General features: G+C 63.7%; 12 protein-coding genes. 7 read left to right on the top strand and 5 right to left on the bottom strand.

All coding sequences use genetic code 11. The annotated features are described in order from the left end of the window. Nucleotides 1-152 precede the first annotated feature (152 nt). Both L6D77_RS23090 and L6D77_RS23085 read left to right on the top strand, forming a co-directional pair. Entirely contained in the window at nt 153-503 is a 351-nt protein-coding gene (locus L6D77_RS23090) for a response regulator (protein WP_232885110.1), read from the top strand. A 115-nt stretch (nt 504-618) separates the two neighbouring features. Beyond that, a complete protein-coding gene (locus L6D77_RS23085; protein WP_232885111.1) occupies nt 619-1,833 on the top strand; it encodes a glycosyltransferase in 1,215 nt (404 codons plus the stop codon). Between the two features lie 30 nt (nt 1,834-1,863). On the opposite strand, the gene cobF is transcribed toward L6D77_RS23085, so the two are convergent. After that, a complete protein-coding gene (gene cobF, locus L6D77_RS23080) occupies nt 1,864-2,613 on the bottom strand; it encodes a precorrin-6A synthase (deacetylating) (protein WP_232885123.1) in 750 nt (249 codons plus the stop codon). A 63-nt stretch (nt 2,614-2,676) separates the two neighbouring features. Beyond that, complete coding sequence (locus tag L6D77_RS23075; protein WP_232885112.1) at nt 2,677-3,966, bottom strand: OprD family porin; 1,290 nt, start codon at nt 3,964-3,966, stop codon at nt 2,677-2,679. Between the two features lie 356 nt (nt 3,967-4,322). Here L6D77_RS23075 and L6D77_RS23070 point away from each other — a divergent pair, with 356 nt between their 5' ends. The 3 genes from L6D77_RS23070 to L6D77_RS23060 all read left to right on the top strand — a co-directional run bounded on the left by L6D77_RS23070 (nt 4,323) and on the right by L6D77_RS23060 (nt 5,754). Further along, nucleotides 4,323-4,682, top strand: a complete 360-nt coding sequence (locus tag L6D77_RS23070) for a histone-like nucleoid-structuring protein, MvaT/MvaU family (RefSeq protein ID WP_232885113.1) — start codon at nt 4,323-4,325, stop codon at nt 4,680-4,682. 207 nt (nt 4,683-4,889) lie between these two features. Then, nucleotides 4,890-5,417: a lactoylglutathione lyase gene (gene gloA / locus L6D77_RS23065; protein ID WP_232885114.1), complete on the top strand. Its 528-nt coding sequence runs from the start codon at nt 4,890-4,892 to the stop codon at nt 5,415-5,417. Between the two features lie 94 nt (nt 5,418-5,511). Continuing rightward, entirely contained in the window at nt 5,512-5,754 is a 243-nt protein-coding gene (locus tag L6D77_RS23060) for a hypothetical protein (RefSeq protein ID WP_232885115.1), read from the top strand. A gap of 237 nt (nt 5,755-5,991) precedes the next feature. Here L6D77_RS23060 and preA read toward each other — a convergent pair whose 3' ends face one another. From preA to hydA, 3 genes are all read right to left on the bottom strand, one after another. After that, nucleotides 5,992-7,266, bottom strand: a complete 1,275-nt coding sequence (gene preA, locus L6D77_RS23055) for an NAD-dependent dihydropyrimidine dehydrogenase subunit PreA (RefSeq protein WP_232885116.1) — start codon at nt 7,264-7,266, stop codon at nt 5,992-5,994. Next, complete coding sequence (locus L6D77_RS23050) at nt 7,267-8,634, bottom strand: NAD(P)-dependent oxidoreductase (protein ID WP_232885117.1); 1,368 nt, start codon at nt 8,632-8,634, stop codon at nt 7,267-7,269. A gap of 183 nt (nt 8,635-8,817) precedes the next feature. Continuing rightward, nucleotides 8,818-10,257, bottom strand: coding sequence for a dihydropyrimidinase (hydA, locus tag L6D77_RS23045; RefSeq protein ID WP_232885118.1), 1,440 nt, complete (start codon nt 10,255-10,257; stop codon nt 8,818-8,820). Between the two features lie 604 nt (nt 10,258-10,861). On the opposite strand from hydA, the gene L6D77_RS23040 reads away from it, so the two are divergent. Next, nucleotides 10,862-12,352: an NCS1 family nucleobase:cation symporter-1 gene (locus tag L6D77_RS23040; protein WP_232885119.1), complete on the top strand. Its 1,491-nt coding sequence runs from the start codon at nt 10,862-10,864 to the stop codon at nt 12,350-12,352. A 53-nt stretch (nt 12,353-12,405) separates the two neighbouring features. After that, nucleotides 12,406-13,599 (top strand): Zn-dependent hydrolase (locus tag L6D77_RS23035; protein ID WP_236170174.1); only part of this gene is annotated, 1,194 nt, incomplete at its 3' end.

Below are 13,599 nucleotides of genomic sequence, written 5' to 3'. Positions count from 1 at the left end.
CTTTGGCGGTTCTGGCAGGGCATTTAGCCAGTATTTGAAGGCGCTGTGCGCCAATCGTTCCATCTGATTGCATGCGCCGTTAAGCTGGGGGAACTTCTACCCCTGCCGAGGGCACAGAGTAGAAACCCATTCCGCGAAACAGGACCCACACCATGTACCTTCTGGTAGTCGAAGACGACGACATCGTACGTATGTTGATCGTCGATGTGCTCGACGAACTGGGCTACAAAGCCATCGAGGCGGAAAATGCCGCTGCAGCGCTGAAGGTTCTTGAAGATGCCGGGCAATCGCTGGCATTGATGATGACCGATGTGGGTTTGCCCGACATGCGCGGTGAAGAACTGGCGCGCAAGGCCCTTGAGCTGCGGCCGTTGCTGCCTGTGCTGTTCGCCAGTGGCTATGCCGAGAATGTGAATGTGCCCGAAGGCATGCACATGATTGGCAAGCCGTTCAGCATCGATCAGTTGCGGGACAAGGTGCGGGAGATTCTTGGGGCGGGGTGAGGTGGGTCACGAGGTGCTCGCCGTGACAGGCGCAGCCGCTCGCCCGTCATACTCATGACAGTCCACCCCATCCCCATATGCTTAAATAGCGCCCTTTGCCCCAAGGCCCTCTCCCATGCCCCACCTCCTGGTCCTCAGCCACCGCTGGCCCGAGCAGCAGGCCTGCAGCGCCGGCCAGCACCTGCAGCAGATTCTCCAAACGTTCCTGGCCCGCGGCTGGCAAGTCACCTTCGCCAGCGCGGCCCAAACCGGCGAGCGCAAGGCCGACCTCGTCGCACTGGGCGTGCTCGAGCAACACATCAGCACCGATAACGCGAGCCTCTTCGCCCGCCAGACCGCAGATGTGGTGCTGTTCGACAGTTTCACCAGCGAAGAACGCTACGCCAGCCAGGTCACCCAACACATCCCGCAGGCCCTGCGTGTGCTGCTGACCGACGGCCTGCAAAGCCTGCGCGAGGCGCGCCAGCAACTGCTGCGCCGGCGCCTGATCGAAGGCCTCGACCCCAACGACTTCCGCGCCCTGTTCGCCACCAGCGGCCCCGAGCTGTACCGGCAAATGGCGCCGCTCGACCTGACTCAACGCGAACTGGCGGCCATCTGGCGCTGCGACTTGACGCTGCTCACCTCGCAAGCCGAGCTCGATCTGCTGGTCAACGGCTTCGGCGTGCCGGAGTTCCTGCTGCATTACTGCCCGCCGATGGTCGAGCCAGCTGCTACCTTGCGCCCGTTCGCCGAGCGCCAGCACTTCGTCAGCCTGGGCGACTTCGCCTCGGCGGCCCAGCATGACGCGCTGTTGTGGCTCAGGCACAACCTCTGGCCGGTGCTGCGCCGCCAGCTGCCTGAAGCGCAGCTGCACCTCTACGGTACCAACCCGTCTGCCAAGAGCATGGCCTTGCATGCGCCGGAGCAGGGTTTGCATGTGATGGGCGAGACGGCATGCGCCGGGGCGCTGTTGGCCGGCGCGCGCGTGTGCCTGGCGCCACTGCGATCCGGCGCGGGCATTGAAGGCGCGTTGCTCGATGCCCTGCGCCATGGCACGCCCAGCGTGACCACTCCGATCGGCGCCGAGGGCATACAAGGGCAACAGCCCTGGCCGGGCAGCATCGCCGACACCGCCGAAGGGCTGGCCAAGGTGGCTGCACAGCTGTATAGCGACGAGGCGCAATGGCAGCGGGCGCAAGACGCCTGCTGGCCGCTGCTCATGGCCCGCTTCGACCGCCAGCGGCATGCAACCGTGCTGCTCGGGCGCATCGAACACAGCCTCCTGCATAGGCACGAACAGCGGCTGTACAACTTCGTCGGGGCGATGTTGCGGCGCGAACGCCGGTAACGGGTTGCCTGGCGACGAGGCAGCACAGCCTCAGGCTTCGCGGCGTAACAGGTAGGTGTCCATGATCCAGCCCTTGCGCCGCCGGGCCTGTTCTCGCACCTCGAGAATCTGCGTTTTGACCTGTTGCAACGGCCCGGCGATCAACAACTCGTCGGCCGTGCCCAGGTACGCTCCCCAGTAGATCGTCAGCTGCGGATCCTCCAGTGTGGCAAACGCACACTGGCCATCGAGCATCACCAGCACGTTGTCGATCCGTGCCTGCTCGGCCAGGCGACGGCCCGGCAGCACGGTGAGGGGTTCGCCGATGCGATTGAGGGGCACCTGATGCCTGGCCGCCAGGGCCTGGATGCTGCTGATGCCGGGAATCACCTGCAGCGCCAGCGCAGGGCCGCGCTGACGTACGAGGTCGATAATACGCAAGGTGCTGTCATAGAGCGCTGGCTCGCCCCACAGCAGGAAGGCGCCGACATCATCGGCGCCTAGTTCGTCTTCGATCAGCCGGGCATACAACGCGGCACGCCGCACATGCCAGTCGTGCACGGCACCAACGTAGTCCGTCGCCTGGGCATCGCGTTGCGGGTCTTCGACCTGCACCAGACGGTAACCACCAGCGGGCAGGTAGCGTTCGAGGATGGCTTTGCGCAAACGCACCAGTTCGTCTTTTTCCGCACCCTTGTCGAGCACGAAGAACACCGTGGCGCGGCCCATGGCCTCGACGGCTTCATAAGTAACCTGGCGCGGGTCGCCGGGGCCGATACCAATCAACAAAAGTTGCTTCATCACCTGCCCTGCCTGGATGCTGGTGGTCATTCTCGGATGACCACCAGCATTTGGCAAAGGCCCTCAGAACACCGAGAAGTTGTAGCTGACGATCACCCGCGTCTCGTCCATGTCCCGCGCCCATTTCTCGTAGTTGCTGCGATAAGTGGAGTTTCGCAAGCGAACGCTGACGTCCTTGAACGTGCCACTTTGCACCTGGTACTTGAGTTCGGTGTCGCGCTCCCACTCTTTACCTTCGGCAGTACTGCCCGGCACCTTGATGTTGTCGCCGTTGATGTAGCGGGTAAAGAAGGTCAGGCCGGGAACGCCGATGGCCTTGAAGTCGTAGTCATAGCGCAGTTGCCAGGAACGCTCCTGGGCGGCGGCGAAGTCGTTGACCTGGGCGTAGTTGACCAGGTACGGGTTGGTGCCGTCGAGGTACGGCATGGCGCTTTCGCCATACATGCGCTGCCAGCCGGCGCTGAGCTTATGGCCGCCCAGGCTGTAGCCGAGCATGCCGCTGAAGGCGCGGTGGTCGATGTTGCCGGCGCGGGCGTTGCCGATGTCATCGCTCTTGATCAGGCGCAGGTCGGCCGACAGCGTACCGACTTGCAGCGGCTGGCTGGCGACCAGGCCGAGGAAGTGCTGACGGTAGATGTTCTCAAGCCTGGATACCTGGTACTGGGCGCTGACCCGTTCGTTGAAGCGGTAGTCGATACCACCCAGGTCGAAATGGTCAGCCTCGATATCGCAGGCATAGCGCTTGTTCTTGCAGTGCACGCGGATGTCCTGGCGGTCGGTCGAGTCCCGCGCGGTGTACTGGTTCAGGCGCGCCAGGGTGAACTTGAGGTCACGCACCTCTTCGGAGGTGAGCCAGGCACCGTGGAACATGGTCGGCAACAGACGGCCATCGTTGTACTTGAGCAAGGGGACGTCCGGCATCATCGAACCATACTTGAGCACGGTCTCGGAGACTTTCACCTTGCCGGCAATCCCCATCTTGGCGTACTGGTCGGCAGCGTGGCGCGGGTCATGCCCGGACGATGGCAGCAGCCCGCTGTTACTGTCAGCCGGGCTGGAATCCAGTTTGAACCCGACCATCCCCAAGGCATCCACCCCGAACCCTACCGGGCCTTGGGTATAACCGGACTGGACATTGAGGATGAACCCTTGCGCCCACTCTTCGCGCTTTGACGCGCCCTGGCTGGAACTGCTGTGACCATCACGGAAGTCACGGTTGAAATAGACATTGCGCGCTTCGATCTTGGCACTGCTGTCTTCAACAAAACCGGCGGCTTGGGCACTGACACCGACGCACAGCAAGAACAAGCCGGCAACACTGCGCCCGGGGGCGAGAGGAAAAGGGGCAAACATGCGAGGGAACATCCAGAGTAAGGCAAAAAACAATCCGGGCAGCCACCTGCACCGGCACTACGCGATGAACGAACAGATTTCGACCATCATCGCCAATTTTGCCCCGAAGGCTCTGGCATGCACCATTGGACCATGGTCTAGCGCGGGCAGGAGCCGCTCTTGAAGCCATTTCAAAGCGGTTGCGAAAAAGCTGCAAAGTTCCCCGATAATCAATTGAAAGTTTGCTGTTTACCCTCTGCCCCGCGACTACTACACTCACTAACAGCGAACAGCAATACCCACCCGCGTGGCCGGCGTCTAGTGTGACTTCCATGTTCGTTACGCCATGCCACGGCAGACTTACAGGAGTGATGACAGTGTCCAGACTTGCAGAGTTTCGTGCTGCCGAAAAAGCGCTACAGGAACAGATGGCACAACTGGAAGCGCTAAAAAAGGATGCCGGCCTCAAACGCGAAATCGAATTCGAGCAGAAACTAGTCGGCCTGATGAAAAGCTATGACAAGAATTTGCGCGACATCATCGCGATTCTTGACCCTAAAGCGACCGCGCGAGCGCCGGCAGTTGCCGCCAAACAGCAACGCCGCCCCCGTGTGGTGAAGGTGTACGAAAACCCCCACACTGGCGAGCTGATCGAAACCAAAGGCGGCAACCACCGTGGGCTGAAGGCCTGGAAGGAACAATACGGCGCACAGACCGTGGAAAGCTGGGTTCGCTGATGAAATATCAACGCTGGCTTCACACATTTTTCACAAGCGCTGTAACAGTATCGAACCAGCTAAAGGACTAGCGACCCCATCACGCGCCCGCACATGCGGGCCTCTAAATTCCGGCGCCCTGCACTCGTGCAGGGCGCTTTCGTTTGCGCTCGAGGCTGACTGCCGTATCATGCCCGTCTGTATTTAGGCCCTGATTCTGGAGTTCCCATGAGCCTGCACGATCTGCACACCCTGCCCGGCGTCACCGCCCAGCCAGACACCGCCACCGCCCGTTTCGTGTTCAACCACACCATGCTGCGGGTCAAGGACATCGAAAAGTCGCTGGACTTCTACACCCGTGTGCTGGGCTTTCGCCTGGTGGACAAGCGCGACTTCCCGGAAGCGGCCTTCAGCCTGTACTTCCTGGCCCTGGTGGACCCGGCGCTGATCCCGGCCGATGACGCCGAGCGCCACCAGTGGATGAAGTCGATCCCTGGCGTGCTCGAGCTGACCCACAACCACGGCACCGAGAACGACCCTGAGTTCGCCTACCACAACGGCAACACCGACCCGCGCGGCTTTGGCCACATCTGCATTTCGGTGCCGGACGTGCGCGTTGCCTGCGCGCGCTTCGAGGCGCTGGACGTGCCCTTCCAGAAGCGCCTGGCCGATGGCCGCATGAACCACCTGGCCTTCGTCAAAGACCCCGATGGTTACTGGGTCGAAGTCATCCAGCCGACCGCACTGCAAGGCTGACAGACGAGGCTCGCGCTCGTCGGGCCGGGAACTCCCGGCCCCTCGCCGTGGTATATGGAAGTAACCCTTCCATAGCCACAGCGAGGTAAGGACGATGCAAACCCTTCACTGTGAATACCGCGATCACATCATCACCGCCAGTGTGATGCCCCACCCCGACTCCCTCCTGCCCTATGCCGCCGGCTGCCTGATTACCGACCCAGGCGGGCATACCAGCAGGCGCCTGTCGATGCCGATGAAATTCTTCGCCGACCTGGAGAACGCCCAGCATGTGTCGCTGGCCCATGGCCGGGCGCTGGTGGACCAACAGCTGGATAACGGGCACAAGGCATTCTAAGACTGGCGCATCCAGGGCGGTTGTGCAGCCCACCCACAACGGCACGCACGGCCCATGTGCAAGCTACTGTCTTGCGCAGCTTTCTGTAGGAGCGACCTTGTGCCGCGAAAGGGCCGCAAAGCGGCCCCGGCGATTTCAGCTTGCTCCCTGAAATCCTGGGGCAGCGCTGCGGCCCTTTCGCGGCACAAGGCCGCTCCTACAGTGGATGTGCTAGCCCCTTACAGTTTCAGACCCAGTTCAACTCACCTCACGGTAGGGGTTGCGCGGGTCCTGGGTCCAGTTCATGTACGGTTTGCCGGTGTCCTGCGCCTGCATGTCGATACAGCTTTCCACCGGGCAGGTGATCTGGCACAGGTTGCAGCCCACGCACTCCTCCTCGATCACGCTGTAGGCGTGGCTGCCGTCGGCCTTGAGCGTGCTGGCGATGGCCTGGTGCGAGGTGTCTTCGCAGGCGATATGGCAACGCCCGCAGCCGATGCAGGCCGCCTGGTCGATATGCGCCACCGATTTGTAGTTGATGTCCAGGTACTTCCAGTCGGTGGTATGCCCCACCGCCTGGCCACGGAAGGCCTCCAGGTTGTGATGGCCATGCTGGTCCATCCAGCGCGCCAGGCCGTCCTGCATGTCCTCGACAATGCGAAAACCATGCAGCATCGCCGCCGTGCACACCTGCACCGCGCCGCTGCCCAGGGCCATGAACTCGGCGGCGTCGCGCCAGTTGCCGATACCGCCGATACCGCAGATCGGCAGGCCACGGGTCTCAGGGTCGCGGGCGATCTCGGCAACCATGTTCAGGGCAATGGGTTTGACCGCCGAACCGCAATAGCCACCGTGGGTACTCTGATCGCCAACGATCGGGTGGGCGACCATACGGTCAAGGTCGACGCTGGTGATGGAGTTGATCGTGTTGATCAACGAGACCGCGTCCGCGCCACCGCGATGGGCCGCCCGCGCCGACTGGCGAATGTCGGTGATGTTCGGCGTGAGCTTGACGATCACCGGCAACGAGCAGTGGATCTTGCACCAGCGGGTGACCATCTCCACGTATTCCGGCACCTGGCCCACGGCAGCGCCCATGCCGCGCTCGGGCATACCGTGGGGGCAGCCGAAGTTGAGTTCGATGCCGTCAGCGCCTGTGGCCTCCACCAGTGGCAGGATGAACTTCCAGGACTCCTCGACGCACGGCACCATCAGCGACACCACCAGGGCCCGGTCGGGCCAGTCCTTCTTCACCTGGGTGATTTCACGCAGGTTGATCTCCAGCGAACGGTCGGTGATCAGCTCGATGTTGTTGATGCCCTGCACCACGCGGTTGGCGCCGTAGTGCGCCGAATAGCGCGACGACACGTTGACCGCCGCCGGGTCCTCGCCGAGGGTTTTCCACACCACCCCGCCCCACCCCGCCTCGAAGGCGCGGACCACGTTGTAGGCCTTGTCGGTGGGTGGCGCGGAGGCCAGCCAGAAGGGGTTGGGCGCCTTGATGCCGGCGAACACGATGGACAAGTCGGCCATTTACGCAGCCTCCACATTGAGCATGAGTTGGGCATGGATGGCTTCGGCGGCCAGCTTGCCGTGCTGCACGGCCTGAACGGTGAGGTCCTGGCCCAGGGCGGTGCAGTCGCCGCCGGCATAGATGCCCGGCAGGTTGGTCTGCAGGTGCGCGTCGACACGGATGCGTTCGCCATCGCGGGCCAGTTGCGCGGCCAGCGGGTCGCTGAGGCTGGCGTCGTCGAAGCGTTGGCCGATGGCCTTGAAGATGGCGTCGGCGGCCAGTTCGAAGGTCTCGCTGGTGTCGTTGAGGCGGCCATCCAGCAGTTGGGTGCGCACGAAGCGCATCCCGCGCACCCGGCCCGTGTCATCGAGCAGCACGGCATCCGGCCGTGCCCAGGTGTGCAGGCGCACCTGGTTGTGTTTGGCGATCTCCTGCTCGTGGCCCGTGGCGCTCATGTCGGCCTCGCCCCGGCGGTACACCAGGTTGACGTCGCGCGCGCCCAGGCGGCTCATCTGCACCGCCATGTCGATGGCAGTGTTGCCGGCGCCGATCACCAGGCAGCGGTCGGCCAACGGCAGTTGGCTGAGGTCGTCGGCCTGGCGCAGTTCGCGGATGTACTCGGTGGCGGCCAGCAGGCCAGGGGCTTCTTCATCGGTCAGCCCCAGCTGGCGCACGGCATCGAGCCCCAGGCCAAGGAATACGGCGTGGTACTGGCTGTGCAGCTCGGTCAACGACAGGTTGCCACCCAACCGTTGGCCGTGGCGAATCTCGATGCCACCGATGCCCAGCAGAAAATCCACTTCGCGCTGGGCGTAGTCGTCCACCAGCTTGTAGCGGGCGATGCCGTATTCGTTTAGGCCGCCGGCTTTCTCCCGCGCTTCGAAGATCACCACGTCGTGGCCGTGCATGGCCAGGCGATGGGCACACGACAGCCCGGCCGGGCCGGCACCGACCACGGCGATGCGCTTGCCGGTGGCAGGCGCGCGCTGGAACGGATGCTCGGTGAAGCCGGCGTTGTCCAGGGCATAGCGCTGCAGTTGGCCGATCAGCACTGGGGCGCATTCTTGGGCGTTGTTACGCACACAGGCCTGCTGGCAGAGGATCTCGGTGGGGCACACCCGGGCGCAGCTGCCACCCAGGATGTTGGCCGAGAGGATGCGCTCGGCCGCACCCTGCAGGTTCTCGTCGCTGATGCGGTGAATGAACGAGGGGATATCGATTTCGCTGGGGCAAGCGTTGACGCACGGCGCGTCGTAGCAGTACAGGCAGCGTGCGCTTTCAACGGCAGCCTGGCGGGCGGTGAGCGGGGGCGCAAGGTCGCCGAAGGCCTCGGCCAACTGGTCGGCACCGGCCCGAGGGCGCGGCAAATGGTTCAGGGCGTCGATCACGGTTGTAGCCTCTCTCGTTTTTATGGGAGGCGGCGCTGGTCAGGTGCCGCGTCCGTTTTGGGGATGGCAGTCAACAGGAATATCTGGGTTGTTATCGGGGGCGCTTTGCGCCCCAATCGCCGGCAAGCCGGCTCCCACAAGGCCTGCACTAATTCTGTGGGAGCCGGCTTGCCGGCGATGGGTTCAGCGCTGAACCGGCGTTGGCTTCTGGCGCTCGGCACGCCGCTCCAGCACCTCGTACACCGACGGATACGCCGGCCGCTCCACATAGCGCCCAGCCCCCGGCTCGGCACGCAGGTCGCCGTCGGCCCACAGCACGTTGCCCTGGCTGATGGTGTGGCTGGGGATGCCGCGCACGGTGCGGCCTTCGAAGATGTTGAAGTCGACCCGCTGGTGGTGGGTCTGGGCGCTGATGGTGCGCGTGCCCTGCGGGTCCCACAGCACCAGGTCGGCATCGGCGCCGACGCGGATGGCGCCCTTGCGCGGGAACAGGTTGAAGATCTTCGCGGTGTTGGTGGAGGTGAGCGCGACGAACTCGTGCATCGACAGGCGCCCGCTGTTCACCCCAGCGTCCCACAGCACCGCCATGCGGTCCTCGATGCCGGCGGTGCCGTTGGGGATACGGCTGAAATCGTCGCGGCCCATGGCCTTCTGCTCGGCGCAGAAACAGCAGTGGTCGGTAGCGGTAGTGTGCAGGTTGCCCGACTGCAGGCCGCCCCAGAGTGCGTCCTGGTGCTCGCGCGGGCGGAACGGCGGGCTCATCACGTAGCCGGCGGCGGTGGCCCAGTCCGGGTTGCGGTAGACACTGTCGTCGAGCAGCAGGTGGCCCGGCAGCACTTCACCGTACACGGGCTGGCCCTTGGCCCGGGCATAGGTGATCTCGTCAAGCGCCTCACGGCTGGACACATGCACCAGGTACAGCGGCGTGCCGAGGGTTTCGGCAATGCGGATGGCGCGGCTGGCGGCCTCGCCTTCAACCTGCGAGGGGCGCGACAGCGGGTGCGCCTCGGGCCCGGTCAGCCCTTGGGCCAGCAGCTTGCGCTGCAGGTGATAGACCAGCTCGCCGTTCTCGGCATGCACGGTGGGCACCGCGCCCAGTTGCAGGCAGCGTTCGAAGCTGGCCACCAGGGTGTCGTCGGCGGCCATGATCGCGTTCTTGTAGGCCATGAAGTGCTTGAAGCTGTTGACCCCATGCTGGCTGACCAACTCCCCCATCTCTTCGGCGACCTGCTCGCTCCACCAGGTGATGGCGACGTGGAAGCCGTAGTCGGAGGCACTCTTTTGCGCCCAGCCACGCCAGGTGTGGAAGGCCTCGAGCAGCGACTGCTGCGGGTTGGGGATGACGAAGTCGATGATCGAGGTGGTGCCGCCGGCCAGGCCCGCGGCGGTGCCGCTGAAAAAGTCCTCGCTGGCCACGGTGCCCATGAACGGCAACTGCATGTGGGTGTGCGGGTCGATGCCGCCGGGCATCAGGTACTGGCCGCTGCCATCGAGCACCTGGCAATCGGTGGGCGCGTCGAGGTTTTCACCGATGGCGCGGATCACGCCGTCGGCACACAACACATCGGCGCGGTAGCTTTCTTCATGGGTAACCACGGTGGCGCCACGGATCAACAGGGACATGCCGTCTTCCTCGCAGGCAGACCGGTCTATCTGGCCGGTTCTTGGAATTTTCATGGGCCAGTGCCTGCGGGCTTCACTCAATCCTGTCAGGCCTGACAAGAATCGAGGCTAGTTGCGGTTCTGACATTCATCAAGAAAAAATATATGCAAATACTCAAAATTTTATCTCGTTGATTTATATGAATTAATTTAGCGAATCACCAAAACGGAACAGCCCTTCACCATTTTGACGCACTTGACAGGATGCAAATTTGGTCAAGATTTTCTACGCAAATTCAGTTGTTTAAAAAACGGCTGGAGAGGCGCAGGTTCGCAGCGGATAGTCCGGGCCGCACCGCTTTGAATCACAGTGTGTTGGCCTGTGGCGGCGTTGCAGGTATTCGCTCGTTCCAGCCGCAATCAGGAATGCTTTTGCAAGTCAGCAAGTTACCTGCGGTCAGCAGCGATAACCGGGCACGGCCACGTCCAACCCGGCACGTTTGTTGTAACCCCGGCCACAACCACCATGGCCGGACCGCAGGTGCAGTACGGGTGGTGTGTGTACTCCGGCCATCGAATTAGCCCGATGAGCAAACAAAAAGAAAAACACCCTGGAGAAGGCCCCATGCAACAGAGCAGATCACAAGTGGTCGAGCAGCATGGCCTGTTCGAACTCGACGCCGGCAGCGACGTCCTCGACAGCCCCCGATACAACCACGACATCGCCCCCACCAAAGTGCACCAGCGCACCTGGAACAAGTGGCACATCACCGCGCTGTGGGTGGGCATGTCCATCTGCGTGCCCACCTACACCCTCGGCGGCGTGCTCACCGCCTACTTCGGCCTGAGCGTGGGCGAGGCGTTGCTGGCGATCCTGCTGGCCAACCTGATCGTGCTGATCCCGCTCACCCTCAACGCCTTCCCCGGCACCAAGTACGGCATCCCCTTCCCGGTATTGCTGCGCTCGTCGTTCGGCATTTTCGGCTCCAACGTGCCCTGCCTGATCCGCGCAGTGGTGGCTTGTGGCTGGTTCGGCATCCAGACCATGTTTGGCGGGCTGGCCATCCACCTGTTCCTCGGCTCGCTGTTCCCTGAATGGAAAGCGCTGGGTGGCACCGGCGAGGTGATCGGCTTCATGCTGTTCTGGGCGCTGAACCTGTGGGTGGTGCTGCGCGGCGCCGAGTCGATCAAGTGGCTGGAAACCCTGTCGGCACCGCTGCTGGTGGCGGTGGGTATCGGCCTGTTGTTCTGGGCGATGCCGCACATGTCCATGACCGAGTTGCTGGCACAACCGCCCAAACGCCCCGAGGGCGCCAGCGTGGTCGGCTACTTCTGCGCAGGGCTTACCGCCATGGTCGGCTTCTGGGCCACCCTGTCGCTGAACATTCCCGACTTCAGCCGCTACGCGAAAAGCCAGAAGGACCAGATCCTCGGGCAGATCTTCGGCCTGCCGCTGACCATGTTCCTGTTCGCCTCCCTGGGGGTGATCATGACTGCCGCCTCGGCCTCGCTGGTGGGCCAGACGGTGTCCGACCCGGTCAGCCTGATCGGCCATATCCAGAGCCCGGGCTGGGTGGCGCTGGCCATGGCGCTGATCATCATCGCCACGCTATCGACCAACACCGCGGCCAACATCGTCTCGCCCACCAACGACTTCCAGAACATCGCCCCGCGCCTGATCGGGCGTAGCCGCGCAGTATGGCTGACCGGCTTCATCGGCCTGGCGCTGATGGGCCACGAGCTGCTCAAGAAGCTTGGCTGGATCGTCTCCGACCTGAGCCTTGAGAGCGTGTACTCCAACTGGCTGCTGGGCTATTCCAGCCTGCTCGGGCCGATCGCCGGGATCATGGTGGTGGACTACTTCCTGGTGCGGCGCCAGCAACTGGACCTGGCCGGGCTGTACCGCGACGACGTGTACCCGGCGTGGAACTGGGCCGGTTTCGCCGCCTTCGGCGTGCCGGTGGCGCTGACCGTGATGGCCATCGGCAACAGCAGTTTCAGCTGGTTCTACGACTACGGCTGGTTCACCGGTTCGTTGCTGGGTGGCGGGCTCTACTTCGCCCTGGGCGGCGTGGCGGTGCGCGGGCCGGCGCGGCTGGCCAAGCCGTTGCCCTGAACGATGAGGCCAGGGCCAAGCCACAACGATGACAACAGCCTGAGGAGATACCCATGAGCACGCCCGCCAAGGACGTCTTGCACGCCACCGACCGCCACATCGACAGCGCACGCCTGTGGCAATCGCTGATGGACCTCGCCCAGCTCGGCGCCACGCAAAAAGGCGGCGTATGCCGCCTGGCCCTGACCGACCTCGACCGCCAGGCCCGCGACCTGTTCGTGCAGTGGTGCGAAGCGGCCGGCTGCACGGTGACGGTCGACGGTGTCGGTAACATCTTTGCCCGCCGCCCCGGGCGCAATCCCAAGCTGCCGCCGGTGATGACTGGCAGCCATATCGACACCCAGCCCACGGGTGGCAAGTTCGATGGCTGCTTCGGGGTGATGGCCGGGCTGGAGGTGATCCGCACGCTCAACGACCTGGGCGTAGAAACCGAGGCACCGCTGGAGGTGGTGGTGTGGACCAACGAAGAAGGCTCGCGCTTCGCCCCGTGCATGATGGGTTCGGGGGTGTTCGCCGGTAAGTTCACCCTTGAAGACACCCTGGCCAAGCGCGATGCCCAGGGCATCAGTGTTGGCGAAGCACTGAACGCCATCGGCTATGCCGGCCCGCGCGCGGTGCTCGGGCACCCGGTGGGCGCTTACTTCGAAGCGCATATCGAGCAGGGGCCGATCCTCGAAGACCAAGGCAAGACCATCGGGGTGGTGCTGGGTGCGCTGGGGCAGAAGTGGTTCGACCTGACCTTGCGCGGCGTCGAAGCCCACGCCGGCCCTACCCCCATGCACCTGCGTAAAGATGCCTTGGTCGGCGCCGTTGCGGTGGTGGAGGCGGTCAACCGTACCGCCCTCGCCCACCAGCCCCATGCCTGCGGTACGGTCGGCTGCCTGCAGGCTTATCCGGGCTCACGCAACGTGATTCCCGGAGAGGTGCGCATGACCTTGGACTTCCGGCACTTGGAAGGTGAGCAGTTGGACGCGATGATCGGCGAGGTGCGTGGGGTGATCGAGGCTACGGTCGCCAAGCATGGTTTGCGCTACGAACTGACGCCGACGGCCGATTTTCCGGCCTTGTATTTCGACCCTGTCTGCGTTGATGCCGTGCGTGATTCGGCGGCGGCGCTGGGGTTGGCGCACATGGATATCGTCAGTGGGGCCGGGCATGACGCGATTTTCCTGGCGGAGCTTGGGCCGGCGGGGATGATTTTCGTGCCTTGCGAGGGGGGGATCAGTCATAACGAGATCGAGAATGCC

The sequence above is a fragment of the Pseudomonas parasichuanensis genome (assembly GCF_021601385.1).
GTDB classification, from domain to species: Bacteria; Pseudomonadota; Gammaproteobacteria; order Pseudomonadales; family Pseudomonadaceae; genus Aquipseudomonas; species Aquipseudomonas parasichuanensis.
The sequence above is the reverse complement of the archived record's forward strand: the minus strand, read 5'-3'. Positions and strand labels throughout refer to the sequence as shown.